Origin of the sequence: Bradyrhizobium sp. BLXBL-03, from assembly GCF_051853015.1 — a bacterium.
Classification (GTDB): Bacteria; Pseudomonadota; Alphaproteobacteria; order Rhizobiales; family Xanthobacteraceae; genus Bradyrhizobium; species Bradyrhizobium manausense.
In genome coordinates, this window is the sequence record NZ_CP182470.1 from 3859662 (window position 1) to 3886143 (window position 26482).

Annotated in this window: 25 protein-coding genes and 1 pseudogene; 12 read left to right on the top strand and 14 right to left on the bottom strand. The window is 64.6% G+C overall.

Going from position 1 to position 26482, the window contains the following annotated elements:
• The first annotated feature begins 269 nt into the window (after window positions 1-269).
• From ACNJX9_RS18530 to ACNJX9_RS18540, 3 genes are all read left to right on the top strand, one after another.
• Window positions 270-716 (top strand): hypothetical protein, encoded by a 447-nt coding sequence (locus ACNJX9_RS18530; protein WP_057751653.1) that lies wholly within the window; start codon window positions 270-272, stop codon window positions 714-716.
• An 89-nt stretch (window positions 717-805) separates the two neighbouring features.
• Complete coding sequence (locus ACNJX9_RS18535; protein ID WP_439409827.1) at window positions 806-1684, top strand: DMT family transporter; 879 nt, start codon at window positions 806-808, stop codon at window positions 1682-1684.
• An 88-nt stretch (window positions 1685-1772) separates the two neighbouring features.
• Complete coding sequence (locus tag ACNJX9_RS18540) at window positions 1773-2516, top strand: hypothetical protein (RefSeq protein ID WP_057751646.1); 744 nt, start codon at window positions 1773-1775, stop codon at window positions 2514-2516.
• A gap of 49 nt (window positions 2517-2565) precedes the next feature.
• On the opposite strand, the gene ACNJX9_RS18545 is transcribed toward ACNJX9_RS18540, so the two are convergent.
• Window positions 2566-2847, bottom strand: a complete 282-nt coding sequence (locus ACNJX9_RS18545) for a hypothetical protein (protein WP_439409828.1) — start codon at window positions 2845-2847, stop codon at window positions 2566-2568.
• A gap of 68 nt (window positions 2848-2915) precedes the next feature.
• Window positions 2916-4307, bottom strand: coding sequence for a cryptochrome/photolyase family protein (locus ACNJX9_RS18550; protein WP_439410081.1), 1392 nt, complete (start codon window positions 4305-4307; stop codon window positions 2916-2918).
• A gap of 169 nt (window positions 4308-4476) precedes the next feature.
• Between ACNJX9_RS18550 and ACNJX9_RS18555 the strand changes: the two genes are divergently transcribed.
• Together ACNJX9_RS18555 and ACNJX9_RS18560 are read left to right on the top strand one after the other, a co-directional pair.
• On the top strand, window positions 4477-6207 hold the full coding sequence (locus tag ACNJX9_RS18555) for a methyl-accepting chemotaxis protein (RefSeq protein WP_439409829.1): 1731 nt from the start codon (window positions 4477-4479) through the stop codon (window positions 6205-6207).
• A gap of 91 nt (window positions 6208-6298) precedes the next feature.
• A complete protein-coding gene (locus ACNJX9_RS18560; RefSeq protein ID WP_057751635.1) occupies window positions 6299-6691 on the top strand; it encodes a DUF2177 family protein in 393 nt (130 codons plus the stop codon).
• Window positions 6692-6808: 117 nt separating this feature from the next.
• Here ACNJX9_RS18560 and ACNJX9_RS18565 read toward each other — a convergent pair whose 3' ends face one another.
• Window positions 6809-7468 carry a peroxiredoxin gene (locus tag ACNJX9_RS18565; RefSeq protein ID WP_057751633.1) on the bottom strand — a complete coding sequence of 220 codons (660 nt, stop codon included), beginning with the start codon at window positions 7466-7468 and terminating at the stop codon, window positions 6809-6811.
• 393 nt (window positions 7469-7861) lie between these two features.
• Here ACNJX9_RS18565 and ACNJX9_RS18570 point away from each other — a divergent pair, with 393 nt between their 5' ends.
• Window positions 7862-8446, top strand: coding sequence for a hypothetical protein (locus tag ACNJX9_RS18570; protein WP_439409830.1), 585 nt, complete (start codon window positions 7862-7864; stop codon window positions 8444-8446).
• A 69-nt stretch (window positions 8447-8515) separates the two neighbouring features.
• Here ACNJX9_RS18570 and ACNJX9_RS18575 read toward each other — a convergent pair whose 3' ends face one another.
• Entirely contained in the window at window positions 8516-10372 is a 1857-nt protein-coding gene (locus ACNJX9_RS18575) for an alkaline phosphatase family protein (RefSeq protein WP_439409831.1), read from the bottom strand.
• 1236 nt (window positions 10373-11608) lie between these two features.
• On the opposite strand from ACNJX9_RS18575, the gene ACNJX9_RS18580 reads away from it, so the two are divergent.
• Window positions 11609-12061 (top strand): hypothetical protein, encoded by a 453-nt coding sequence (locus ACNJX9_RS18580; protein ID WP_057751626.1) that lies wholly within the window; start codon window positions 11609-11611, stop codon window positions 12059-12061.
• Between the two features lie 25 nt (window positions 12062-12086).
• Here the strand turns inward: ACNJX9_RS18580 and ACNJX9_RS18585 are convergent, their stop codons facing one another.
• Window positions 12087-12401: a hypothetical protein gene (locus tag ACNJX9_RS18585; protein WP_057751624.1), complete on the bottom strand. Its 315-nt coding sequence runs from the start codon at window positions 12399-12401 to the stop codon at window positions 12087-12089.
• Window positions 12402-12554: 153 nt separating this feature from the next.
• Window positions 12555-13397 carry a GNAT family N-acetyltransferase gene (locus ACNJX9_RS18590; protein ID WP_439409832.1) on the bottom strand — a complete coding sequence of 281 codons (843 nt, stop codon included), beginning with the start codon at window positions 13395-13397 and terminating at the stop codon, window positions 12555-12557.
• 139 nt (window positions 13398-13536) lie between these two features.
• On the opposite strand from ACNJX9_RS18590, the gene ACNJX9_RS18595 reads away from it, so the two are divergent.
• Window positions 13537-14241, top strand: a complete 705-nt coding sequence (locus ACNJX9_RS18595; protein ID WP_439409833.1) for an SDR family oxidoreductase — start codon at window positions 13537-13539, stop codon at window positions 14239-14241.
• A 9-nt stretch (window positions 14242-14250) separates the two neighbouring features.
• On the opposite strand, the gene ACNJX9_RS18600 is transcribed toward ACNJX9_RS18595, so the two are convergent.
• Window positions 14251-15321, bottom strand: a complete 1071-nt coding sequence (locus ACNJX9_RS18600; protein WP_439409834.1) for a serine hydrolase — start codon at window positions 15319-15321, stop codon at window positions 14251-14253.
• 360 nt (window positions 15322-15681) lie between these two features.
• Between ACNJX9_RS18600 and ACNJX9_RS18605 the strand changes: the two genes are divergently transcribed.
• The 3 genes from ACNJX9_RS18605 (at window position 15682) to ACNJX9_RS18615 (ending at window position 17611) form a co-directional block, all read left to right on the top strand.
• Entirely contained in the window at window positions 15682-16086 is a 405-nt protein-coding gene (locus ACNJX9_RS18605; protein WP_057751617.1) for an ArsR/SmtB family transcription factor, read from the top strand.
• A complete protein-coding gene (locus ACNJX9_RS18610) occupies window positions 16086-16571 on the top strand; it encodes an SRPBCC family protein (RefSeq protein WP_083514432.1) in 486 nt (161 codons plus the stop codon). Before ACNJX9_RS18605 ends, ACNJX9_RS18610 begins: the two co-directional genes overlap by 1 nt.
• A 197-nt stretch (window positions 16572-16768) precedes the next feature.
• Window positions 16769-17611 (top strand): hypothetical protein, encoded by an 843-nt coding sequence (locus ACNJX9_RS18615; RefSeq protein ID WP_439409835.1) that lies wholly within the window; start codon window positions 16769-16771, stop codon window positions 17609-17611.
• Window positions 17612-17614: 3 nt separating this feature from the next.
• On the opposite strand, the gene ACNJX9_RS18620 is transcribed toward ACNJX9_RS18615, so the two are convergent.
• From ACNJX9_RS18620 to ACNJX9_RS18635, 4 genes are all read right to left on the bottom strand, one after another.
• Window positions 17615-18823, bottom strand: coding sequence for an ABC transporter substrate-binding protein (locus tag ACNJX9_RS18620; RefSeq protein WP_439409836.1), 1209 nt, complete (start codon window positions 18821-18823; stop codon window positions 17615-17617).
• Between the two features lie 41 nt (window positions 18824-18864).
• The gene (locus ACNJX9_RS18625) at window positions 18865-19716 is read right to left on the bottom strand and encodes a fumarylacetoacetate hydrolase family protein (protein ID WP_439409837.1); all 852 of its coding nucleotides are present in this window, start codon (window positions 19714-19716) and stop codon (window positions 18865-18867) included.
• Window positions 19717-19734: 18 nt separating this feature from the next.
• Window positions 19735-21231 carry a bifunctional 3-(3-hydroxy-phenyl)propionate/3-hydroxycinnamic acid hydroxylase MhpA gene (gene mhpA / locus ACNJX9_RS18630; RefSeq protein ID WP_439409838.1) on the bottom strand — a complete coding sequence of 499 codons (1497 nt, stop codon included), beginning with the start codon at window positions 21229-21231 and terminating at the stop codon, window positions 19735-19737.
• Between the two features lie 73 nt (window positions 21232-21304).
• Window positions 21305-22096, bottom strand: a complete 792-nt coding sequence (locus tag ACNJX9_RS18635) for a DNA-binding transcriptional regulator (protein WP_439409839.1) — start codon at window positions 22094-22096, stop codon at window positions 21305-21307.
• A gap of 142 nt (window positions 22097-22238) precedes the next feature.
• Here ACNJX9_RS18635 and ACNJX9_RS18640 point away from each other — a divergent pair, with 142 nt between their 5' ends.
• Complete coding sequence (locus tag ACNJX9_RS18640) at window positions 22239-23222, top strand: VOC family protein (protein WP_439409840.1); 984 nt, start codon at window positions 22239-22241, stop codon at window positions 23220-23222.
• A gap of 5 nt (window positions 23223-23227) precedes the next feature.
• Here ACNJX9_RS18640 and ACNJX9_RS18645 read toward each other — a convergent pair whose 3' ends face one another.
• From ACNJX9_RS18645 to ACNJX9_RS18655, 3 genes and pseudogenes are all read right to left on the bottom strand, one after another.
• Complete coding sequence (locus tag ACNJX9_RS18645) at window positions 23228-23881, bottom strand: response regulator (protein WP_439409841.1); 654 nt, start codon at window positions 23879-23881, stop codon at window positions 23228-23230.
• Window positions 23878-25262, bottom strand: a pseudogene (locus tag ACNJX9_RS18650) (histidine kinase). The gene ACNJX9_RS18645 and the pseudogene ACNJX9_RS18650 overlap by 4 nt, the downstream one beginning before the upstream one ends.
• A gap of 171 nt (window positions 25263-25433) precedes the next feature.
• Window positions 25434-26465, bottom strand: coding sequence for an L-idonate 5-dehydrogenase (locus tag ACNJX9_RS18655; RefSeq protein ID WP_439409842.1), 1032 nt, complete (start codon window positions 26463-26465; stop codon window positions 25434-25436).
• Between the last annotated feature and the right edge of the window lie 17 nt (window positions 26466-26482).

Consider the following 26482-nt stretch of genomic DNA (forward strand, 5'->3'; position numbering starts at 1 on the left):
AGCCATTTCGGGCCGCCGGGGCACCCGTCTGGAGCCTGGAAATCGGGACAAATCCGGCAGATTCCTCGACGGGTGTGACAGAATTGCCGGACCCAGGGGCGAACGCTGCCCATTTTTGGCCTTTTCGGGATGCTTAACGAATTCCCCACACAAGTATGGCCAAAGAGAATCCGGCTAAAGAATTCTCGCGCCGGCTCCTTTGGGGTTTTGTCTGGGGTGCTCTTCGGGGCCGGTACGTTTCCTTGCAAGGTTTTCGTCGTCAAGCTGCCATGCGCATCACGCTCCTCAGCCTGCTGTTGCTCTTCGTCGCTGCCGCTACTCCCGCGCGGGCCCAGCTGCATATCACCCGCGACCACGGCGGCTATGTCGAGGAGTACAAGGCCAAATACAAGCGCGTCCGCGACACCGGCGAGCGCGTGATCATCGATGGCATCTGCAATTCGGCGTGCACGCTGGTTCTCGGCATCGTGCCGCTGAACAAGATCTGCGTGACGCCCAAGGCGAGCCTCGGCTTCCACCAGGCCTACTACGACAAGGCCTTCACCTTCGGCATCAAGGTCACCAGTGCGGAAGGGACGTCCGACCTGATGTCCTACTATCCGGATACGGTGAAAGACTGGATCCGCCGCAATGGCGGGCTCACCACCGACATGAAGAAGATCAAGAACGGGGTCGAACTCTGGAAGATCATCGATCCCTGTCCGGAAGAATGGTGAGCGGCTGATCTGAGCCGCCGCGTCCATCGCAGCGCAGCATCAGAAATTCGCATTGCCGCACGACCGCTCCCTCGGGCAATGAGAGGGCAATGAATCATAACCAAGATCATCTCGCTGCCCGCACAGCGCCGGTGCTGTTCGTCCTGCTCTGGAGCACCGGCTTTATCGCCACCAAATACGTCGTCGACAACGCCGATCCCTTCACCTACCTCGCCATCCGCATGGCGGTGGTGGTCGGCCTGATGGCAATCATCGCAGGCATCGCCCGACCGAAATGGCCTGATCGCGCAGGGATAGCGCACAGCGCCGTCGCCGGCATCCTCGTCCACGGCTTCTATCTCGGCGGCACCGCGATTGCGATCGCGCATTCGATTCCGGCGGGGCTCTCCGCGCTCATCCCGGGGCTGCAGCCGATCCTGACCTCGACGATCGCCAACCGCTGGCTGGGCGAGAAGGTGACCCCGGTGCAATGGGCGGGCCTCGTGCTCGGCCTCGGCGGCGTCGGGCTGATCCTGCACAACCGCCCGATGTCCGGCGAAGCCGGGCTGGGCTGGCTCGCCTCGGTGGTCTCGCTGATCAGCATCACGCTTGGCACGCTCTACCAGCGCCGCTACTGCAACCACATCGACTGGCGCGCCGGCAATCTCGTGCAGTACGTGGCGGTGACGATCTTCTTCACGCTCGCCGCCTTTCTGTTCGAGGATCGGGTCGTGCACTGGACACGGGAGTTCGTGCTCGCATTGGCCTGGCTTGCGGTCGCGCTCTCGATCGGATCGATCGGCCTGTTGTACTGGCTGATCCGCCACGCTGCAGCGACATCGGTCGCGAGCCTGTTCTACCTGGTGCCAGCCGTGACTTCGCTGATGGCCTATCTGCTATTCGGCGAGAAGCTCGACGCGCTGGCGATCGCCGGCATGGCGATGTGCGCGGCTGCGGTGTTCGTGGTCAACCGCCGCTTCGGCGCGTAGGCGGGCTTGCCGGAATACATCCCTGACGTGCAAGGTCAATCATGTTAGGCTGACCGTATTTCAGCGGCCCGCGCCCACGGTGATTTCCATGAAGACGGCAAAACGCGCATTGCTCGGCAGGTCCCTGAAGCCGGTCAGGATTGCCTGCATCAACTATGCCCGGGAGTCGATTGGCGACGGCGATATGAGGCTGCTCACCGCGGCACTGCAAAAGTGTTACGACAAGCATTTCCTGCCGGTGTGGGGCTATCCGGTCGACCTCTATGTCACGCGCAAGCCGAAGGCCACCGATTGGCAATTGGTCTATTTCGACGATGCCCTGCACAAGAATATGCTCGGACGCCACGAGTTGACCTATCGCGGCCAACCGATCTCGAAGATCTTCGTCAAAGCGCTGGATGGCGAGGCGGTCAGCGTGGCGGCCTCGCACGAACTGTTTGAGATGGTGCTCGATCCCATGGCCAATCTCTGGGCCGACCAAAATCGGAACACCCAATACGCCTATGAAGTCTGCGACGCCGTGGAGGAAGACACCTTCAAGGTCGACGGTTTGCCGATGTCGAACTTCGTCTATCCGTCCTGGTTCGAGCCGTTCAGGCATCCCCGCGGCACCAAGTTCGACCACAAGGGAACGCTGAAAGCGCCGTTCTCGATGGCCGAGGGCGGCTACGTTATCAAGAAGGTCAACGGACGGAAGGTGATCAGGGCGTTCGGCTCACCTGCGAAGCGGCGACGCTTCGCGAAAGAGGACCGGCGGGGCCATCGCAGCGAGTTTCGCGATCCGAAGGGCCAGCATCACCCGGGGCGGCGCGCCGCCAAGCGGCGAGGGTAGGAGGGGCCTCCGGACGCGCCCAAACCCGGAGACCCACTTTGCGCTGTGATCAGCGCTTGGCCTTCTTGGCCTTCTTTTTCGACTTGGTGGCTTTCTTCCCAGATTTCTTGGCAGCCTTTTTCGCAGACTTCTTGGCTGCTTTCTTCGAAGACTTCTTTGCAGCCTTCTTTGCAGCCTTCTTGGCTTTCTTCTTCGAAGCCTTCTTGGGCGCGGCTTTCTTCGCGACCTTCTTCACCTTCTTGACGGCGGTGACGGCGGCGTCCTTGGTTGCCTCCACGGCGGTGGTCATCGTCTCCATCACCTGCGCGGTGATCGGCTTGTCGTCGTCCATATCGTGTCCCCCACGGTTTGCATGGAACGATGACGATAGCGGGTTTCACGATTGTGTCAAAGCAACGCTCAACCTTTGCGGATCTTTGCGTAGGCGGCGAGCGCTCGCTCGCGTCCCCTGGCATGATCGATGAGCGGTTGTGGATAGGTCTTTCCGAGCGTAACGCCTGCGCTCGCAAGCTCAATTGGTGTGGCCTGCCACGGTTGATGGATCAGCTTTGCCGGCATGTCCTTCAGCTCCGGCAGCCAGCGCCGGACGTAGGCTCCCTCACGATCGAACTTCTCACCCTGGAGCACCGGATTGAACACGCGGAAATAAGGTGCGGCATCGGCGCCGCAGCCGACGACCCATTGCCAATTGGCCGGATTGCTGCCGGCGTCCGCGTCGACCAGCGTGTCCCAGAACCAGGCTTCGCCATCGCGCCAATCGATCAGCAGGTGCTTGACCAGGAACGATGCGACCACCATCCGGACCCGGTTGTGCATCACGCCGGTGTGCCAGAGCTCGCGCATGCCGGCATCGACGATGGGGTAGCCGGTGCGGCCGCGCTGCCAGGCGGTGAGCGCCTTCTTGTCAGCCTTCCAGGGGAAGTCGTCGAAGTTGGTTTGGAGGTTCTCGGTGGCGAGATTCGGATGGTCGTGGAGCAGGTGGCGGCAGAACTCGCGCCAACCCAGCTCACTCAGGAACTTGTCGATGCCTGAGCCAAGCCCCGGATTCGCCGCCGCGGCGAAGCGGGCCGCGTGCCAGATTTGGCGCGGGCTAAGCTCGCCAAACCGCAAATGCGGTGACAGGCCCGAGGTGCTCTGGCGATCGGGGCGGTCGCGGTCGCCGGCATAAGTGTGCACCGTGTGCTTGAGGAAGTCGCGCAGACGCGCCCGGGCTGATGCCTCGCCCGGCGTCCAGCTCTCGCGCAGGCCACCGGCCCAGTCGGGCTTGCTTGGCTCGAGCTGCCAGCTCTCCAGTCTGTCGCTCGCGATCTTCGGACCCGGGCGCAGCTCCTTCGGTGCGGGCAGCGGCTTGGGTGGGTCGCCGAGCGACAGCACCCGCCGCCAGAATGGCGTGAACACGCGCAAGCCCCGGCCTTCCTTGTTGCGGATCGCCGACGGCTGGACCAGCAAGTCGCCGGGAAAACTTTGCGAGTCCACGCCGAGCCTAGCCAGCGCTGTTTCGAGCTGTTTCTCGACGAGCTGATGCGGGGCCTGAGCGATCTCATTCCAATGTACGGCGCCTGCGCCAGTCTCCCGCGCCACTTCGGGAATCACCGAGGCCGCCGATCCCTTGCGCAGGACCAGCGATCCGCCGTGCGCTGCAATGTCGGCGCCGAGCGCGCGCAGCGATTGGGCCAGCCACCAGCGCGCCGCGCCGCCAAGGGCCCGTCCGGCCCCTTCGTCGAGCACATAAAGGCAAATCACGGGCGCGCCGGATCTGGCGGCGGCGTGCAGGGCGGGGTGATCGGACAGTCGAAGGTCGTCGCGGAGCCAGACGATGGCAGGCGGGGGGCTTGGCGGGGGCAGGTGCGTCCTCGTTTACGCTTTGGAAAGTATGCCGCGGGAGGTGGTGTGAACCAGCGTTAATGGGGCCGTAAGCGGATTGCATCAATATGCAGGAATTCCGGGGGTGGTTCCATTCATGACCAACTCGTTAACGCTGAAGTTCTTGCCTCGGTTCAAGCTGGGGACCAAGGCTGTCCTGTGCGCCGTCCTGCTGATTGCGATGAATACCGCATTGGTGGTCGGCGCCGGCTACTGGTCTCTTACCTCCGCCTTCAACGATCGCGCGCTGCGCGACATCGAGGTCAGCCTGCGCACGCTGGCGCTGGCCTTCGCCGAGGTCGTTCCTGACGCCAGGATCACCATGCGCGATGGTGCGGTGGCACGCGCCGAGATCGCCAAGATGCCTGAGTTCAAAGATCACGCCATCGTCGATCGTACGGTGTCCTATGTCGGGGGCAATGCGACCCTGTTCGTGTTCGACGATGCGAGCGGGCAGTTCGTCCGCCGCTCGACCAACGTAAAAAAGGAGAACGGCGACCGTGCCGTTGGCACCCAGCTTGCCGCCGACCATCCGGCACAAGCAGGCCTGCGCCGTGGCGAGGCTTATAAGGGGCCGGCCACGCTGTTCGGCAAGTCCTTCATGACGGCTTATTTCCCGATTTCGGATGCGACTGGCAAAATCGTCGGCATTCTCTATGTCGGCATCCCCATGGCGCAGTACGAGACCATGCTGTCTCGTGCAATCGAAAGCATGGCGATCGCCGCCGGCATCGCGGCGCTGCTGGTCCTGGTGCTCACCATTCTGGTCGTGCGCCGCGTCACCGGACCGCTGACCTCGGTCACCCGCTCGCTGACGGCACTCGCCAATGGCAAGAGCGATGTCGCGCTCGATTGCGAGGACCGTGCCGACGAGATCGGCGAGATCGCGCGCACCGTTGCGGTGTTCAAGAGCAATTCGCTGGAGCGGGCGCGGATGCGCAGCGAACAGGCGGAAGCCGCGGCGGCGGCAGCCGAGCAGCGCAAGGCCGACCTTCGCAACTTCGTTGCTGAATTCCGCAGCGGCGTCGGTGGCATGCTCGACAAGGTCCTGCGTTCCTCCGGCGAGTTCGAGCGCGTGGCGCGGCAATTGACCGACACCGCGCGCTCCACCGCTGATCTGTCGGCGAAATCGGCCGGCGCATCCGAGCAGGCCTCCGACCACGTCCGAGCGGCGGCGTCGGCCTCCGACGAGCTCTCGCAGTCGATCTCCGAAATCACCAAAAGGGTAAAGGAATCCAACGCGATCTCCGCCGAGGCGGTGCAGCAGGCTGAGGCCACCGATCAGCGCATCGCGCAGCTCTCGGAAGCAGGCGCGCGCATCGGCGACGTCGTCAAGCTCATCACCTCGATCGCCGAGCAGACCAATTTGCTGGCGCTGAACGCCACCATCGAGGCGGCGCGCGCGGGCGATGCGGGCCGTGGCTTTGCGGTGGTGGCCCAGGAGGTCAAGACGCTCGCGGGCCAGACCGCGAAGGCGACCGACGAGATCTCGACCCAGATCGCGAGCATGCAGCTTGCGACCGAGGAGTCGGTGACCGCCATCAAGGCGATCACCGAGACCATCGAGCGCATCAGCGGCATCGCGGGCTCGATCTCGGCTGCGGTCGAGCAGCAGCGCAGCGCCACGCACAATATCGCGGTCAGCGTTCGCGCGGCGGCCTCGGGCACCGCCGACGTGGCCGTCAATGTCCGTCAGGCAGCCGAAGGCGCGAGCGAGACGGGCGAGACCTCGAGCCGGATGTTCGCCTCCGCCCAGGCATTGTCGGGCGAGAGCCGGAGCCTGAAGGCCGAGGTCGACAGCTTCCTCGACCGCGTGCAAGCGGCTTGATGAACGAGGCGGGCCGAAACCATCGGCCCGCTGTGACGTAGCTGACGGCAAGATGTGACTGCCTGCGCTTTGCGGGCAGGGGAGGCCGCCAGTGAACCGCATCGCCGTGCTTTATGTCGCGACCCTTGTCGTCCTGACCGGGCTGGATTTCCTGTTCCTTGGTCTGATCGCCAAGGGCTTTTTCACCGCGGAAGTTGGCGACATGCTGGGTGAGCTGAAGCCTTTGCCGGCGATCCTGTTCTACCTGCTCTATGTCGGCGGCGTTCTGATCTTTGTCAGCGGCTCTGCGGATGCGACCTGGCAATCGACGCTGCTCTATGGCGCGCTGTTCGGCCTGTTTTGTTATGCGACGTTCGATCTCACCGCGCTGGCACTGCTCAAGCATTGGAGCTGGCCGGTCGCGTTCGTCGACATCGGCTGGGGCGCGGTGGTGACCGCGGTCTCGTCGACCGCGGGTCTGTTGCTGACGGATCGTTTTACTTGATGGCGTCATTCCGGGGCGGTCCGCAGGACCGAACCCGGAATCTCGAGATCCCGGGTTCGATGCTGACGCATCGTCCCGGGATGACGGTCCGCGGTTGCTAGTCGCAACCGCAGCCCGTCACTTCGGCTGCGGCACGATGCGGATGTAGGGCTTCGGTTCCTTCCAGCCCTGCGGATAGATCGTCTTGGCCTCGTCGTTGGAGACCGAGCCCGCGATGATGACGTCCTCGCCCTGCGACCAGTCGGCCGGCGTTGCGACGCGATGCTTGGCGGTGAGCTGGAGCGAGTCGATCACGCGCAGGATCTCCTGGAAATTCCGGCCGGTGGTCATCGGATAGACCAGCACCAGCTTGATCTTCTTGTCCGGCCCGATGATGAAGACGTTGCGGACGGTCTGGTTGTCGGCGGGCGTGCGGGTGAGGGGATCGCCCGAGGTCGAGGCCGGCAGCATCTCGTAGAGCTTCGAGACGTTGAAGTCGGTGTCGCCGATCAACGGATAGTTCGGCGCGGCGCCCTGGGTCTCCTTGATGTCTTCGGCCCATTTGGCATGGCGGTCGATCGGGTCGACCGAGAGGCCGATCAACTTAACGCCGCGCTTGTCGAATTCCGGCTTCAGCTTGGCGAGTGCGCCGAGCTCGGTCGTGCAAACCGGCGTGAAGTCCTTGGGGTGGGAAAACAGCAGGGCCCAGCTGTTACCGATCCAATCGTGGAACTTGATCTTCCCTTCAGTGGTCTCGGCTTCGAAGTCCGGGGCGGTGGTGCCGATCGGAAGTGTCATGGTTTGACCTCATCGCATTGAAATTGCTTGGAAATTGCCGTCTGACCGTCAGACCCAGTATAGGGGCTTGCCGGCGCCAAGTGAACGCCAACTGAACCGCTTGAAGTAAAATGTGAATTCTTGCTCTGAAGGGCTGATTTCTCAGCACAATTTTGTTACGGCCGCACCTGCGGCGAAACATCTCCACCGGGGCTTCACGGTCTCGCTTGCCCCGATAATGCCTTTTATAACCCGCATCACGCCCGCCCGACGCTCTTACGGAACCGGAACGGTCCTCGCAGCGACTAATCGGCAACCATTGAGAAAAGTCGCGACCCCCGTTTCCAATCATTAACCACCCCTTTACGCCCGCATGAAAATGCTGGTCGATCAGAAGAAATCTGGAAGTGAACTATGTCTGCCGCACTGCCCAAGTCACTTGAAGACTCCGTTGAGTCGCCGTCGCTCGAACCGTCCTGCCGCGACACCGCGGCCCATGCCCTCACCATCGTGCGCGACGGCGTGATCACGGGGGAAGGCCCGACCACCAAGGGCAGGGTGCACTTTTCCCGCTCCATCGATGCCGATGACACCGCCTGGTGCGCGCGCATCCTGACCGCCGCCGCGGTCAACGACCAGCCGGTCAGCCGCGCCGAAGCCGAGGCGCTGTTCGAGATCAACGAGGCCGCGACCGAACGTGCCGACGGGGGCCGCTTCGACGATTTGCTGGCCAAGGCCGTCGCCCATTATGCCGCGAGCGCTTCGGGCTTGAAAGTGCCGCCGCGCTGCGTCGCGCTGGCGCAGGACACCGACATCGAAAGCTGGGCGCCGTCCTATGCCTCGAAGGTCAAGAGCGAGATGCTGGAGTGGATCGCCGGCCAGATGCGCGGCAAGCGCCAGAACAACCGTCGCCTGATGGCAATGGTGGCGACTTTCCTGGGTGCCACCGCGCTGCCTCTGGCGGGCCAACTGCCTAACGTCTTCGACATTGGAATGTAAGAGAATCTGGGCCTGTAAGAACCGAAATAGTCCCGCGCGCCTTGCGAGGCGCGAGAGCAAGCGGCGGGGTTATTTCCCCGCCGTTTTTTGTTTGCCGCTCTCCGGCTCGAGGCCCAACGTGCGGCCGGGGAATCCGGCGGCGTCGAAATAACGCTGGCTGCCGACGCGCTGGACGTTGAGCACGGTCTCCAGACCGTTCTCGGACTTCTTCTTCGACCGCTCGACTGACTTGAACGCCTTCGGCACGACGCCGTTGGGCAGCGCCTCCGACATCACCCGGCCGACCAGGCTGCCATTGCGCGAACCGCGCAGGCCGAGGAGCTGCGCCGCCGTCATGCCGACGTCGGCATTGCTGACCGGCAGCTCGTCGACATAGCCGGCTTTGAAGTCCGGACCGATCGCAGCCATGAAGTTGTAGGTGTCGCCGCGGCTGAAGCTGCCGTGCATGCCCTGGCCCTGGCGCAGCACGGTGTCGGCCACCTGCACCGAGCAATTGGTCGGCGCCTCGCCGCATTCGCTGGCATAGGAGCGGAAGTTGACCACGATCGCCGGCGTCGGCGTCGCCGCCTTGCCGCGCAGATTGATGCTCGACAGCGGCAGGGTGCCGGGGAAACGGCCGAGGGAATCGTCGACGAACAGGCCGGAGACGTAGTCCTGCTCCAGCAGGGCGTTGATGGTCCTGGCCGCCAGCTTCTTGTCCTTGTTCGGCAGATAGATCAGGTCCGAGCCGCCATTGGTGGCGACGACGAGGTCGGGCTTGGTCGGGTCCTTGCCGAGCACGCCGTTGCCGGCCTTCGGATGGGCGTTGCCGGTGACGGCGGCGTTCTTGTCGTTGGGGTCGAACAGCGGCAGGTCGAGCGCCTTGGCCAGGTCGAGGGCGACGAAGCCCATCGGCAGGAAGTCCTTCGGCGTGTCGTCATAGCCGACCTTGGCTGAGGGGCTGGTCTTGCTCTCCTTGGATATGGTCGAGAAGCCGTGGTCGGCCTGGATCATGATGTTGGTGCTCGCGGCAAGCCCGAGCTCGTCCAGCGCCTTGCGGATCTGGGCGAGGTTGTTGTCGACGTTCTTGATGCTCGCCATCGTGCTCGGGCCGTTGATGCCGGGCAGGATCTGGTTGAGGCTGTCGCCCTGATTGTGCTGGGTGCCGTCGGGATCGCGCGACCAGAACACCAGCACGAATGGCTTGTTGCGTGCCTTGAACATCGGCAGCACCACCTTGGTGGCGACGTCGGCGAAATAGGCTTGCTGCGCGACGTTGGCGACCGTGGTGCCTGGCGTCTTGGCGTCGCCCGCCTTTGCATTGTCGCCGCGCGACGGCGCGGCGAGGGGAAGTCCGGCCTTGGTCAGCGCCTCCTTGACCTCGTCCGACAGCGCCACGCCGTTCTTGCCGCCGGTGGCGTCATCGAACACGACCGAATGCAGGCCGGGCTTTTCGGGCTTGTCGGTGTGGTCGAACTGGTAGGTCGGACCATGCTTGCCCAGCGCGGCGGTGCTGTAGCCCTTGTCGCGGGCCATCTTCAGAATCGTCTCTTCGTTGAGATAGTCGCCCTTGAAATGCTCGTCGATGTCGCCGAGCACGGCGTCGTTCTCGATGAAGGGCACCACCGTGTCGCCGGCTGGCACCGAGGTGTAGTTGGTCCAGATCGTGTTGGAAAACACGCCGGTGTCGCCGAGGTAGTGGCCGGTCGACATCGCCGAGCCGTTGGCCATGGTGAAGGTCGGGAACAGCGAATGCGAGTTCTTGAAGTTGACGCCCTTGTCGCGGACCTCGGCCATGGCCGGCGCGGTCTCGGGGGTGATCTTCAGGGCGCGCAGCCCGTCAGGAATGAACAGGATCAGGTTGCGGGGCGTGTTGTTCTCAGCGGAGGCAAAACCGCTGGACAGCAGTGTCAGCCCGGCCGACAGCAGCAGCAGTGAACGTCGCATCGAAATCTCCTAGCGGTGAGGCGGCTCGGCCGCCGATCCGCGGCCCCCGGCAATCGTTTAGTTTTGCTGTATGACGATTATGTTACAAGAGCGAGCGGGCATGCAGAAGTGATGGGGAGGGGGCAGGCATGCTGTGGCGTGGGCCCCGGCTCTGCAGCGCGCCGCACCGGGCGATGCTCCGCATTGCCGGGTACGCTGCGCTGCGTCCGGGGCACGAGTTTGCGTTTTTGGGCGCACCTGCATCAACACCGTCATTGCGAGCGCAGCGAAGCAATCCAGAATCCCTCCGCGGAAAGACTCTGGATTGCTTCGCTGCGCTCGCAATGACGGAGTGTGTGGTGGCGGCGTCGCTCTTCAATCCGCATCTTCATCGCAGACACACTTTCGCATCCTCGCGGCTCATCTCGCCCGAGCTTTGTTTCATCGCCTCACCCTCATCTGAAAGAGGGCGCAGGGAAGACCGGGTGCCCGACCGGCACCCGCGGTCCACTGTGCGATAGGTTGCGCTACAAGAGGCTGCACAGCGGCATACAGGTGAAGCCGAAACATCCGGCCTTCCCTGCGCAGTGGTTGGAACGGCTTATGTCGTGATCTCCCCGGGGAGCGATGCACTATTGCCCCCGTCGTCTCGCAGATGACTGATGTGCACGCCCGGTTGGACATCGCACCTCACCACGAGCCTTGGCGCACAGGCTCCGGGCGCCAGGACCACACGATTTTGCCGTACGCAGCAATCACACCGGTCGTTTGCGCGATGGCCTCGCTCACGGTTGCCCGCCCTGCAAAGCCTGATCGCGCCGATGTGACCTGCGCCCACCGCCGTCCGGCCCGCGTCGTGACGATCGCGATACGCCCCTCTTCCATGGGCCGGGTTGCCGCGACACATACGCCATTTCCGAATTTCGGTAAAGTGGAATATTTTTAGGCGAGCGGATTGACTGGCATTTTGGGTGTTTTGCCCGACGGCCAACGCAAGATCTCGTCGCCCCTTCGTAGGGTGGATTAGCCGAAGGCGTAATCCACCACTGTCCGTCTTCGCGGTGACAAACGCGGTGGATTACGCCGTCGACTGCGCTTCGCGCAGCCGTCGTCTAATCCACCCTACGAGACCACCGGGTTCCCATTAATCGCGTGCCTTAACCAATAATTAATTATAGGTTTGCGGACGGGTGATGGACCGGCCTAGCGTCGCGATGGGGAGCCGTCTCGCGAAGCCAAACGAGTGTGGTGCGTATCATGATGTCCAGATCATATGGGGCCTTGTTCGCCTCGTTCAGCGCAGCCGCGCTGCTTCTCGGCTCCAGCGAAAGCTTTGCACGACCGGGCGGCGCCGCGCCGCACGGCATGGTGACCGCCGCGCCGGCAGTGCGCCCGCCGATCGCGCCGGGCGCGCGGTTCCATGGCCACGGCCATCGCTTCAACAATCCCTGGGTTTACTGGCCCGGTGGCGGCGCTTTCTACAACGACGGAGCCGGCTACAGCGAGCCGTTCGCTTACGCCGACCAGCCCGCCACCAACGATGTTCGCTATACCTACACCTACGACGTTCCCTGGGACTGGGCGCATCGCTTCCCGCCGAACGTCGTGCCGTCCGACCGGCCCTATGTGTCGAGCTGCCCAACGGAGCAGGTGACGGTGCCGGGCCGCGGTGGTGCCGAGCACACGGTCAACATCACGCGCTGCTACTGAGCAGCGCGCCGCATTTCACGGCTTGCTACAAAAAGCCCGCGGCGGCCGCCTGGTCGCGCTCGGACTGTTTTCGCCTGACATTGGCGAGCTCACGGCTGCAGACGACAAATGCGCTCGTTCCCGGGCGCAACCCGAACTGTCCGCAGACATCCCGATCCTCATCGGCAATGACGCGCGCGAGCTCGGCCCGCCCGGCTTCCCGGATCGTCGGCACAGAGACGAGCGTGTGAATCCCGAGGGCCGCCGCAACGGCAAGCACCAACGCGGCCGCGATGCCGAGGCGCTCCGTGTCATCGGCCGTATGCTGGGAAGAGCGGATCTTGGTTCTGGCTTCGCTCATGAAATCCTCTCGATGAAATAGCGCTGGTCAAGAAATGTCGTTCGAGCCGTCCGGCAAAATTGGCGGATGCAACACGCATACACGTTGCGCCACAGTGGCGACGTGAACCAGATTACAAATTCCAGGTGGGCACGGCCCTAAATCAAAATCGAACTAGCCCAGTTCAAAGCTGGTTACGCCGAACACGCGGTCAAGCCGCAGTGACGGGATCGGTCCAGTGTACATTCGCGCCGTTTCGAATGTCGGCTTCAGCCCAAGGCATTCCGCAAGCGCAATAGCATCGCGGTTCATCGCGGGGATGTCGAGCACAAATTCGTTGCAGCCGGGGCTCGCCAGCAAGGCCTGCGCAACCGCTTCCGCCGCGGCACGGTCATCAGCTACCAGCGGGCCGATCTTGTGGCCGGTCCGGCAGGGGCGGATCACGCCCCACGCGGCAAGCTTGCCGTCGCGCAGCAGTGCGCGGCCGACGTGTCCTGGCGTATCGATCCAGGCGCGCAAGAACGCCGCGCGCGGGGCAGGGAAGACGGTGGCGTCGTCAGCTTGTACAAGCGCAAATGGGATCGTATCGAGCGCAACAATCTCGGCGGGTGGCTTTGGCGGCGATGCAACGATGCCGCCATAGCGGATATTGGCGTAAGCGAGCTGGAAGCCTGACTTCTTGTAGTTGTCCTGCTGCGCCACGACGCCGTCGAGCCCGATGACCCGCGCGCCCGCATGCGCGATCGCGGCGTTCCAGATACGCAGGCCGTAGCCTCTGCCACGAAAGCCTGCGCGCACGATGTAGAAGCCGAGGAAGGCGAAGCGTTCGTCATGAGTGACGCAGGACACTGATGCGACCGGCTCGCCGTCGATCTCGCCGACGAAGAAGCCTTTTGCGTCAGGAATCGCGAAGCAGGCGGCGTCTCGCAGGCCGGGATTCCACCCTTCCGCCGCGGCCCAGTCGATGGCGATGGAGATCTCCTCGGGGCGCAGATTGCGGATCTGCAAATCACTCATGTCGTGGTGCCTCGTGACGATGGGCTTATTAGCAAGTCTGGCTTGCGGGCAAGGATGGCTGTAGAAGGCCAGACGACAGGCTGAGCCATAGCAGCCTGAATCTGGGTTCGCCTCTACGTTATCACAGGGATGATCAGTCATGGCAGCAGAGAAGGTCGCGCTCGTCACCGCAGGCGGCAGCGGCATGGGAGCAGGAGCCGCGCGGCGGCTTGCCGCCGACGGTTTTCACGTCGCGATCCTGTCGTCCTCCGGCAAGGGCGAGGCACTCGCAGCCGAGCTCGGCGGGCTTGGTGTGACCGGCTCGAATAAGTCGAATGACGATCTGAAGCGGCTCGTCGACGGGACGCTGGCGAAGTGGGGACGCATCGACGTGCTGGTCAACAGCGCCGGCCACGGCCCGCGCGCCGCCATCACGGAGATCACCGACGAGCAGTGGCACACCGGTCTCGACACCTATCTGCTCAACGTGATCCGTCCTGTCAGACTGGTGACGCCGGTGATGCAGGCGCAGAAGGGCGGCGCCATCATCAATATCTCGACCGCCTGGGCGTTCGAGCCGAGCGCGATGTTTCCGACCTCGGCGGTGTTCCGCGCGGGTCTTGCCGCCTTCACGAAGATCTTCACCGACACCCATGCGGGTGACAACATCCGCATGAACAACGTGCTGCCGGGCTGGATCGACAGCCTGCCGCAGACTGACGTGCGTCGCGACAGCGTGCCGCTGAAGCGTTACGGCAAGGTCGAGGAGATCGCGGCGACCGTCTCGTTCCTGGCGTCCGAGGGCGCGGCCTACATCACCGGCCAGAACATCCGCGTCGACGGCGGGCTGACCCGCTCGGTCTGAGGCAGGAGCTCAGGCGTGCGCCAGCAGTCTCGCCAGCGCAGGCAGGATCTTGTAGCGGGCGATCTCATGCGGATAGTCGCCGCGATTGGCAAGCAGCACGATGCCGATCCGGTGCGCCGGCACGAGGCCGATATAGCCCGATGCATTGTTGAGGCCGCCCGGCTTGTCGACGATGGTGACGCCGGGCAGGTGGACGGTCTCCCAGGCCATGGCCTGGCCGAAGGTCGCCTGCTCGTACCTCTGGTCGACGTGGAAAACTTCGCGCTGTGTCATGCGCAAGGCCTCCCGCAGACGCGGGTCGATGCTGCGGCCGTCGACACAGGCCGCGACGAATGTCGCGAGATCGCGCGCGGACGAGAACATCTGGCCCGTGCCGGGGAAGTCGAAATAACTCTGCTGGTCTCCGATCGGGCCGATCGCGCTGCCCTGGTCGGAATAGCCTTGCACGACGCGCCGCATTATGGCCTCATCCATGACCGCGCGATTGTCCGGTCCTCGTTCGGGAACGGATGTTGCGCGCATGCCGAGCGGCTTGAGCACGCGGCTTTCGATCAGTCCGGCGATCGGCGTGCGATAGCAGCGCTCGAGCACGAGCTGAAGCAGGACGTAGCCGGCATGGCTGTAGATGCGCTGCTTGCCCGGCGCGATGCCCGCGGGCGGCGTGAAGGCGTTGAGCATCGCGATGAATTGCGCCTGCGAGTAGGTCTCGTTCGGCCAGGGCGGGTGATCGGTTGGGAGCAGCAGGCCCGAGGTGTGCGTGGCGAGCTCGCCGATTGTGATGCTGCGGACATAGTCGCCGGTGAGCTCGGGCAGATATTTCGGCACGGGATCGTCGAGCCTGAGCTCGCCGCGCAGCGTGCCTGCTGCCACCAGCGCGGCCTCGAACGGCTTTCGCAACGAGGCGAGGTTGAACTGCGTGTCCGGCGTCACGGGCCGCCTGGTGGCGGCGTCGGCAAGGCCGTAGCTGAAGAATTCGACATGGCGGCCGGCATAGAGCGCGGCGGCGAGGCCGCCCGGGTGATCCGGCGTCGCGGTGGGCGCGAGCTCGGCAGCGACGATGTCGCGCATCTGCGCAATCATGTCCGAATCCGCCGAGGCACGATGCGGCCGGGCCAGCGCAACCACGAAGGGAACAAGCGCGGCGCGGGCGAGGGATCGCCGGGTGATTTGCGGGGAGGTGACAACAGGTGGCACGTGCTCTGACTGATGATGCGGTGCGCCCCGAATGTTGTTCTAGCGGGGAGGGCTGCGCATCCCAATTCACGATTGCGCGTGCAGGTTCCGCTTTGTAGCCCGGATGGAGCGAAAGCGAAATCCGGGAAGGTCTGCAGGGCGAAGAGACCCGGATTGCGCTTCGCTCCATCCGGGCTACAAGAGAATACTTAGCTTCTGAGCTAACAATCATTGACTCCCGCTCGCGCTGTGGTTATAGTTAGCTACATGGCTAACCAACAACCCCGACTCGACCAGGTTTTCGCGGCGCTCGCCGATCCGACGCGGCGCGCGATCGTGATGCGGCTTTGCGCCGGCGAGGCCTCGGTCGGCGAACTCGCCGAGCCGTTCGACATGGCGCTGCCGAGCTTCATGAAGCACATCCACGTGCTGGAGCTGAGCGGGCTCGTGCAGTCGGAGAAGTCCGGCCGCGTGCGCACCTGCCGCCTCAGCCCCGAGGCGCTGGTCGGTGCGGAAGACTGGTTCCAGCACCAGCGCGCGATCTGGGAGGCGCGGCTCGACCGCTTCGAGGCCTATGTGATGAAGCTCAAGCAGGAGAAGGCGGCCGCCAAGCGGCCGGCCAAAACGACAGAGAAGACAACCAACAAGCCAAGCAAACGGAAAGGGACCTGATGATGACGAATGCTGCCCTGTCGCAATGGTCGATCGACCGCGAGATCGTGATGTCGCGGGTGATCGACGCGCCGCGCGATCTGGTGTTCGAGGCGTGGTCCGACCCGAAGCATCTGCCGCAATGGTTCGGGCCGAAGGGCTTTGAGATCGAGACCTTCGAGATCGACGTGCGGGTCGGCGGCGTCTGGCGCTTCAACATGATCGGCCCCGACGGCACCGTCTATCCGAACCGGATGCGCTTCCTCCGCATCGAGCGGCCGTCCCTCATGGAGATGGACCACGGCGTCGACCAGGACGATGATCCCGGCATGTTCCGCTTCACCATTACCTTTGCCGAGCAGGCCAACGGCAAGACCGTGCTGATGATGCGGCAGCTGGCCGCGAGCACCGAACAGCGCGACGGCATGATCGGCTTCGGCGCCGTCGAATACGGCTACCAGACGCTGGACAAGCTGGCGGCCTATGTCGGTGGGCTGAAGAAATAGGGTGCCAGCGTGATTCGGGGGCGCCTTCGCAGTGGCGCTCCCGGATAAGCCTGGAAACGCAGGCGCGTTTACAATTATGACAGCGCGCGTCGTCGAATTATGACAGTGGCGGTACGCAGATTTTTGTCGCCGGGAACGAAGGATTTATGACAGGATTGCTACCGTTGGATGTCAAGATGACTACGGCGGAGCGGTTCATGTTGCGGTGGCAGGCACGGTCAAATCCCCTGGCGTGGTGGTGGGGGTCCCTGACGCTGGTCAGCGCCGCGAATATTCTCGTCTGGTTCATGCTGTATCGCGAGTTCTATCCGAACGTCGCCGGCAGCGTCGGCGGGGGCTCGGATATCGGGCTGATGTTCCTGCTCTGCGCGGCCTATGTGTTCGGCTGTGCCTTTCGCTCGGTATTGCCGCGCGCCGACGTGCAGCGCATCTGCCTGTTCGACACCTGGCTGTCGAGCGTGTTTGTCGGCCGCACGGTCGCGACCGTGGCCGAAGTCTGCTTCGCCGCGCAGTGGGCGATCATCCTGCATCAGCTCGGCCGGATGACGGGCGCCGAGACCGCGGTGAACATCGCGCTGGTGATCGTGCCTGTTATCATCATCGCGGAGTGCTTCTCCTGGTACGCGGTGGTGACGACGAATTTCCTCTTCAACGCGATCGAGAACTCGCTGTGGGCGGTGACCTTCTTCCTCGCCGGCATCGCCCTGTGCCGCCTGACGCCGGAATTCCAGGGCGTGGTGCGTTGGGCGCTCATCGCGGGCATTGTCGGCATCGCCTGCTTCCTCGCCTTCCTCGTCACCGTCGACGTTCCCATGTATCTCAGCCGCTGGCGGGCAGGGCACGCCGAGGGCGGAAGATTCCTGGGCCTCCTCGAAGGCCTGCATGATGTTGCGACGCGCTGGGTGGTGACTCACGACATCGCGCATTGGAAGGGCGAGCTGACCTGGATGTTCCTGTATTTCAGCGCCGCCGTATGGTCGAGCCTCGCGCTCTGCGCGCTCTATGCCATGGAAAGCTATCTCACGCGGTATCTCGCCTGAGGGTTATTTCCCCACCAGGCTGCACTTGCTGCGGTCGAGCGGGCGAAAAGCCTGGTCGGGCGGAATGGTCGCGACCAGCTTGACGAAGTCCCACGGGCCCTTGGATTCCGCTGGCGTCTTGACCTGCACCAGATAGAGATCGTGCACCATGCGCTGGTCCTCGCGGATGCGCCCGTTCGTCGTATAGGCGTCCGACACGGGCGTCGCCTTCATCTTTGCCATCACGGTCGCGCTGTCGTCGGAATCCGTATCCTTCACGGCTTGCAGATAGTGGCGGACGGCGGAATAGACGCCGGCCTGGATCTGTGAGGGCATCGCCTTGCGGCGGGCATAGAACGCATCGGAGAACTTTCGCGCGGCCGGTGAGACGTCCTCGAAGAACGAGGTGACGATGAGATCGCCGCGCGTCGCCTTGAGGCCGACCGCCTCGATATCGACGTTCTGGAACGACATCGGCACGATCTTGATGCCCTGGTCCGCAAGGCCGAATTCCTCCGCCTGCTTGATCGCGGTGGCATTGTCGCCGGCGACGTTGATCGCGAGGATTTTTGCGCCAGAGGACTGCGCCTGGAGCAGGAACGACGAGTAGTCGGGCGTGCCGAGCTGGGCCTTGACGCTGCCCGCCACCTTGCCGCCGAGTGCGGCGATCCGGTCGCGCGCGGTCGCCTCGATGGAGTGGCCGAAGGCATAGTCGCCGGTGATGAAGAACCACGGCTCCTTGCTGGTCTGCATGACGCCGGAGACGACAGCGGTTGCGGTTGAATAGGCGTCCTGGGTCCACTGCACGCTCGACGGCGCGCAGGCCTCATCGGTGAGCTGGTTGGCGCCGGCACCGGAGATCAGGAAGATCTTTCCGTTGCCGCGCACCAACTCCTGCACCGCGAGTGCCGCGCCGGAGCTGCCGCCATCGGCGATCGCCTGCACCCCGTCGCTGAACCATTTGCGCGCGAGCGAGGCCGCAAGATCCGGCTTGTTCTGGTGATCGGCCTGCAAGATCTCGATCGGCTTGCCGTTGATCTTGCCGCCGAACTCTTCTGCCGCCATCCGCGCCGCCTCGACCGAGCCGGGGCCCATCGCGGTCGCGAAGATGCCGTTCATGTCGGTGAGCACACCGATGCGGACGGCGTCGCTTTTGATCTCAGCGCGGGCAGTGCCCGCCAGCGCCAATGTGATCAGCAGGACGGCAGTGGATGGGGTGCGGGTGATGGCCATGGCGTTTCCTGATTTTATCGTTGATGGATCGGCTGCAAGGGTCAGGCCGCCTCGGCGACGACCTTGTTGCGCAAGATTCCGATGCCGGAGATTTCGACCTCGACGGTGTCGCCGGGGCGCATCCACAAAGGCGGCGTGCGCTTGGCGCCGACGCCGCCAGGCGTGCCTGTCACGATGACGTCGCCGGGGGCGAGCGGGCAGATCGTCGAGATGTAGGCGATCAAGTCAGGGATGGCGGTGATCAGCAGATCCGTCGTCGTGTCCTGCACCACGGTGCCGTTGAGGCGTGTCTGCAGCGTGAGCTTCGACGGATCGGGAATCTCGTCCGCCGTCACCAGCCAGGGGCCGAAGCTGCCGCTCTCGGCAAAGGTCTTGCCGGAAAGGAACTGGCTGGTGTGGCGTTGCCAGTCGCGGATACTACCTTCATTGTAGCAGGCATAGCCGGCGATGTGTTGAAGCGCGTTGCTCGCGGAGATATGGCGACCCTGCTTGCCGATGACGAGTGCGAGCTCACCCTCATAGTCAAAGTCGTCGCTCACTTTCGGCTTCACGATCGGCTGGAGATGGCCGACCTGGCTGCAGGGGAAACGGACGAACAGCGCCGGCTTCTCGGTGACGGTGCGCCCGGTTTCGGCGACGTGGTCGCGATAGTTGAGGCCGACGCAAATAATTTTGCCGGGATCGGGAATGACGGGCGCGAAGCTGATCGCGTCGAGCGGATGATCCGGCGCCGTGGACGCAACCAGCTTTGCGGCTTCTGCGATACGGCCAGTTTCGAGCAACTGCCGCAGGGTGGTGCATCCTGCCATGCGCGTGCCGAGATCGACGACGCCGTTGTCCTTGACGGCTCCGAAGGAGGCGCGGCCGTCGGCAATGAAAGAGAGCAGCTTCATGAGGTATCCTGCGTAGGGTCAGGCCGCGGACGGCACTTGGGTTGAAGGCGCAATGGTGGCGACAAGCCGGTCAAGCTCGGCATCGTTGCGCGCGGCGGCGCGGATGTAGCGGTCGGGACGAACCAGCGCGGCGATGATGCCGTGCTCGCGCAGCCAAGGGCCGATGCCTTCGGCATCGTCGCTGGCGAGGATGTTGATCCCTGGCTGTGACCGAGCAAAGCGCGCCGCGCTTTCGACAAGCAGCAGGTGGCTGTAACCAATCCGGTCGTCGCTGCGGCTGCCGTCCTTCAGCGTGAATTGCGGCGCGAGATGACCGGCGAGCGGCAGATCGCCAAGCGCCAGCCCGGGGCCGAGCAAGGGCTTTTTGACTTCAAGTTTGACTGGCGCATTCTTGCGCGCTTGCCCGGCGGCGAGGCCGGCTTCGATCGCCTTGGTGTTGATGACGCCGCCGAGGCGAATGGCGAGTTCGATGAACTCGCGGACATGCGGCTGGCGCTCGCTCTGATAGGTGTCGAGCAGCCTGGCATCGGCGCCGCAATTGATGACGCTCGCCAGTTTCCACGCAAGATTGGCGGCATCGCGGATGCCGGCGCACATGCCCTGGCCGAGGAAGGGCGGGGTCTGGTGCGCGGAATCGCCCGCAAGCAGCAGCCGGCCGTTCCGCCATTGCTGGGCGATCACCGAATGAAAGGTGTAGACCGCGGCGCGCTCGAGTTCGGCATCATCAGGCGTGATCCAGCGCGACAGCAGCTGCCAGACCTTGGCGGGCTGCGCGACGTCGTTCGAATCCTCGTCCGGGAGAACCGTGATCTCCCAGCGCCGCCGCGACCCGGTGCCGCGGACATAGGTCGCCGGCCGCCTGGGATCGCAATGCTGCAGGCTGTAGTCGCCGAGATCGTCGCGGGGGCGCTTGAGCAGCGCATCGATCACCAGCCAGCGCTCGTGAAAGCCGAGATCGTCCATGCCGGAGCCGATGAAGCGGCGCACCAGAGATCGCGCGCCGTCGCAGCCGATGACGTAACCGGCGCGCACCTCGCTGAGCTTGCCGTTGGAGAGGTCCTCAAAGCGGACCCGCACGCCGCTCTCATCCTGGTCCAGGGCAAACACATCGCAGCGGCTGCGCAAGCTGACATGCGGCCAGCGCGCGAGGCCTGAGATCAGCACGTCCTCGAGGTCAGGCTGGTGGAAGCGGTAGCTGAGATTCCAGCCCATCGGCGTCAGGGTCTGCGGCCGCGACCAGTCCAGCAGCATCTTGCCCTGGGCATCGAGAAACAGCATGCCGGGGCTGAGGATGAGATGCGGCAGGATGGCGTCGGCAAGGCCGATGGTCTGGAACACGCGCATGCATTCGTCATCGAAATGCACCGCGCGCGGCAGATGATAGGTCCGCGCCTCGCGCTCCAGCACCAACGTGCTGATACCGCAGAGGCCGAGCAGGTTGGCGAGCGTCGCGCCGACCGGGCCTCGGCCGACGATGACAACATCGAATTCTTCGAGGGTTGATTTATCTTGCATGGGGCTATCTCTTCCCCAAGCCGCGCCGCAGCATCAACGTCGTCGCGCCAAGTGTCCGCTCTGCGGACGGGCCCTAGACCTCGACCGGAATGGCCCGCGCCGTCTCCTGAAGCTGCGCCGCAAATTGCTTCACCGCTTCCTCGATCCCCAGCGCCGAGCGGATCCAGATGATGGAGATGCAACCGTAGACCGCGTCGTTCCGCACGATGGGGACGGCGATCGATGCCGTCTTCGGATTGTATTCGCCCTCGCTGCGGATTGCGTAGCCTCGCGCTTGCGTCTCCGCGATCATCTGGTCGAGGCGGCCCTGGTCGAGGAAGGGGCGGTCGTCGGCTTCGTCGATGCGGCGGAGATGGCTGATGATGAGGTCGCGCTCGCGGGCGGGGCAGGCGGCCAAATAGGCCCGGCCTGCGGAGGTCCGCAGCATCGGCAGGCGCTTGCCGATCATGCCGCGGTCGATCGAGAGCGGGCTGCGGGAATGCGTGGTCTCCTGCACCACCATCGCGGCGTTCTCGTAAGTGGAGAGATCGACCGGCCAGACCAGGGTTTTGCTGAGCTCGGCCAAATAGGGCGCCGCCGCCTGGCAGATCACCACGCCGGGGTCGTAGCCATCGCCAAGGCTTAGGGCTAGCCGGGTGACGCGAAAGCGGTCGTCGCTGGCGCTGCGGGCGACATAGCCGAGTTCCTCCAGCGTTTCGAGCAGGCGGTAGACGGTCGGGCGGGGCAGGTCGAGCGCGCGGGCGACATCGCCGGCGCGGATGCCGCCGGAGCGGTTGACCTCCTGCAGCACGTCCAGACCGCGCTTGAAGGCGCGGACGCCTTCCGACTGCCGCGGTTGGCCGGTCCGCGTCCGCTCCTTGGACACTTCGTGTTTTCTCCCTTGTGGCAGATCGCGACGCGACTATCGTCTTTGCGAACGCGAAGCGATTGCGCCACCGTAGGATCGCGCGCGGCCGGTATCAAGTTCGCCGCACTGCGGCGAAGGCGGTGCTCTCGGGAGGAATTCGATGGAAATCACCGCGCTCGGCTATATCGGCATCAATTCGTCGCAGCTCGATCAGTGGGGCCAGATGGCAACTAGCCTGCTCGGCATGCAACAGGTCGATCGCGGCGGCAAGATGCGCGCCTTCCGCATGGACGACCGCAAGCAGCGCCTGATCGTCGACGGCAGCAGCGACGCCGGCCTTGCGGTGATGGGCTGGGAGGTCGCCTCGACCGCGGAGCTCGACCAACTCGCCGGCCGGCTGGAAAGCCATGGCGTCAAGGTCACGCGCGGCTCGCGCGCGCTGGCTGACGAGCGGCATGTCGCCGAGCTCATCGCGTTCGCCGATCCCGCCGGCAACAGGCTGGAAGCGTTCTGCAAGCCCGAGCTTGCGAGCGAGCCGTTCAAGCCGGGCCGCCCCATCTCGGGCTTCCGCACCGGCGCGCTCGGCATGGGACACGTGGTGCTCAATGTCGAGGAAGTCGAGCCATTGCTGCCGTTCTACCGCGACGTGCTCGGCTTCCACGTCTCCGATTTTGGTCTGAAGCCCTATGGCCTCTATTTCTTCCACGTCAATGGCCGCCACCATTCCTTTGCGATGGTTGGCTCGGGACGCAAGGCGATGCATCACTTCATGGTCGAGCTCGGCAGCCTCGATGATGTCGGGCAGGGCTACGACCTCGCGCAGATGGACGATGGCCGCATCGCCTATACGTTGGGCCGTCACACCAACGATCACATGACCTCGTTCTATGTGAATACGCCGTCCGGCTTCTTCATCGAATATGGCTGGGGCGGGCGTGTCATCGATCCCCAGACCTGGCAGCCGCACGAGACCTTCGACGGTCCGTCACTCTGGGGCCACGAGCGGCTCAACATGCCGGATGAGCAGCGCAAGCGCCTGCGCGACATGCGGATGGATGCGGCCGCGCGCGGTGTGCGCGTTCCCGATCCGCGCGTGCCGCCGCTGAACTGCGCCTGGCTGGATCAGGTGGTCGCGCGTGAATGATCGGCTCAGGCCGCGCCGAGGTCGGGCTCCGTGAGTATGCCCTGGCGCAGCGCCAATCGGACCAGCTCGATGTCGGAGCCGACGCCGAGCTTGTCCTTGATCAGCGAATGCAAATTGGCGACCGTTTTCGGACTGACGTGGAGCGTCTCGGCGATCTGCTCCGTCGTGTTCTCGGCGAGCAGCAGCCGCAGTACCTCGAACTCCCGCGGCGTGAGGACATCGGCGGCGGAGCTTTCGCCGCCGAGCCGGCTCAGCGCCAGTTCGTGGTCGATATCGGGGCTGATCGCGATCTTGCCAGCGAGCACGTCCATCACCGCACGCACCAGCGTCTCCGGTGGGCTGGTCTTGGTGACGTAACCCCGTGCGCCGGCGCGGATCGCCTGCACCGCAAACCCGGCATTCTCATGCATGGTGAAGACGAGGATTTTTGCCGCCTTGTCCCATTGCCTGATACGCCTGATGGCCTCGACGCCGCCAATGCCGGGCATGCTGAGATCCATGATGACGAGGTCCGGCGCTTCTGATTTGAACAGGCGATAAGCCTCCGCGCCATCGCCGGCCTCGGCAATGACGCGAAGTCCCGGCTGCTTCTGCAGCACGGAGCGATAGCCTTCGCGGACCACCGAATGGTCGTCGACCAGCAGGATCGTCGCGGTCATGCCGCGTGCTCCAGCACCTGCGGCCCCGCTGACGCGAGCGGAATGACGACGCGCAGCGCGGAGCCGCCTTGCGGGCCGGCCTCAAAGCTCAGCCGGCCGCGCAGCGCCGCGACACGCTCGCGCATGCCGAGCAGACCCATGCCTGATTTCGCGACAGGATCGGTCGAGCGTCCGTCATCGTCGATGGCGAGCGCGATCTCGCCTTCATGCATGGTCAGCTCGAGATTCACCTTGGTGGCGCCGGCGTGCTTGGCGGCGTTCGTGAGCGCTTCCTGCACGATGCGGTAGAGATTGGCGCTGATCGAGGCCGGCAGCGTCTCGAACGTGCCGTCGAAGCGAATGGCAAAGCGCGTCTCGCCGCGGCTGCGTCCGTTCCAGCCTGCAACGAGGCCTTCGAGACTGGCGACGAGGCCGAGCTCCTCGACTTCAGGCGGTCGCAGCCGGAACAGCGCGCCGCGCAGCGTCTCCATCATACCCGATGCGGTCCGCGCGATGCCGTCGCATTCGCCGAGCAAGGAGGGGCAGTCCTGCGCGGCGGTCTGGCGGGCGGAGGAGGCGAGGGCGCGGATCGCGGCGAGAGACTGGCCGAACTCGTCGTGCAGCTCGCGGGCGAGGTGGCGCCGTTCCTCGTCCTGGAGCGCGATCAGCTTTCGTGTCAGTTCGGCGCGCTCGGCGAGCGCGGTGTCGAGGCTTTCGGCGAGATGGTTGAAGACGTCGCGCACTGCCGAGAGCTCGGCGAGGTCGAATGGCGGCAGCCGCGTTGTGAGGTCGCCGGCGGCAATCCGCTCGAGGCCGGTGCTGATCAAGCGGGTAGGGCGCAGCGCGCGTGCCAGCGCGGCGTAGACCAGCACGCACAACAACGGCAGGGCGATTGCAAGCGCCAGAATCAGGCGGCCACCTCGTGCCAGGCCTCGGCCGTCTGCACCGCAGGGTCGACCGAGACCACCGCCTCGCCGAGCCTGCTTCCACGCAGCATCACTGGCCGTGCCGCCTCGCGGCCGGGGTCGAACAGGCCATGGTAGAACGCCGTAAAAATCTGCGGCGGCGGGTCGGCCGTGACGGGCGCGCCGCTGCAGAAGCGCTGGATGATTTCGCCGCTCGGCCCCCGGAAGGCGAGGCACAGGCCGGGCGTCATCACATAGGCCGAAACAGGATCGAGGTTGGGAAAGTCCGGGCGCGGGTTCGCGGTCCAGAGCACCTTGCCTTGTTGCAGCTCCAGCGTCTTTGCGACGATGGCGGCAATAGCGTCGATGCGCGCATGTGCGGCGCGGTCCGCCGTGATCAGGAAATAGGCCGATATCGCGGCGAAGCAGGCGGCCGATATGGCGGCCACGCGCAAGGTCAGGCGGACCTTGAGATCGAATCTCGGACGGTTCCACATCGGCGCGCACCTGATGCGAACGGAATTGTCGCCTGCGCATTATCCGGCAGAACCCTGCCTGCGCAAAGCGCCACTCTTGCCGCGGTGCAACGTCGTGAAATTTTCCCGGTAACGGCCGGGAAAACTACTGCTGCGATGCTTCGCTGGCGCAGCCTTGAAGCCGGCCTGCGCTCAGAACGTCAGCTGCACCTTCATCGATTGCGAGCGGTCGCTGGCGAGCTCGAACGCCGCGACCGCGTTCTCGAACGGCATGGTGGCCGTGATCAGCGGCTTGACGTCGATCAGGCCCTCGCCCATCAGCCGCACCGCCAGCTCGAACTCGGGATCGAAGCGGAAGGTGCCGCGAAGCTGCAATTCCTTGGCGACGATGGAATTGATCGGCAGCGTCATCTCGCCGCCGAGGCCGAGCTGGACCAGTGTGGCGCCGGGGCGGAGCACGTCGAGCGCGGTGCGCAACGCGGCCTGATTGCCTGATGCTTCGAACAGCGTGTCGAACACGCCCTTGCCGGCGCGCCAGGGATCGAGCGCTTCCGCATCGGTCGCGACGTTGATGGCGTGCGTGGCGCCGAGCTTTTTCGCGACGGCCAGTGGAGCGTCGGCGACATCGGTCACCACGATCTCGGAGGCGCCACCGAAGCGTGACACCAAGATCATCAGCGCGCCGATCGGGCCGCAGCCGGTGATCAGCACGCGCTTGCCGAGCAGGGGGCCGGCCTGCTTGCCGGCGTGCAGGCAAACCGCGAGCGGCTCGGCCACCGCGGCTTCCGCCAGCGACAGCTCGTCGGAGATGGGAACTGCCTGCGTCGCATCGACCGTGATGAACTCGCGGAAACCACCCTGCACATGGGGAAAGCGCATCGCGCTGCCGAGGAAGCGCATGTCGAGGCACTGGTTGCGCATGCCCTCCTGGCAATGCAGGCACTGGCCACAGGGCTTGCTCGGATTGACCGCGACGCGGGTGCCAGCCTTCACGCCGGTGACGCCGTCACCGACCGCCGCGACCACGCCGGCGATCTCATGCCCCAGCGCCATCGGCTGCTGGATGCGCACCACGCCGAAGCCGCCGTGATGGTAGTAGTGCAGGTCGGAGCCGCAGATGCCGCCATTGGCGATCTTGACACGGACCTCGCCCGGGCCGGGCGCAGGATCCGGATAGGTATCGATCCGCAGATCCTTCGGGGCGTGAATGACAACGGCGCGCATGTGCTGTTTCCTTGTTC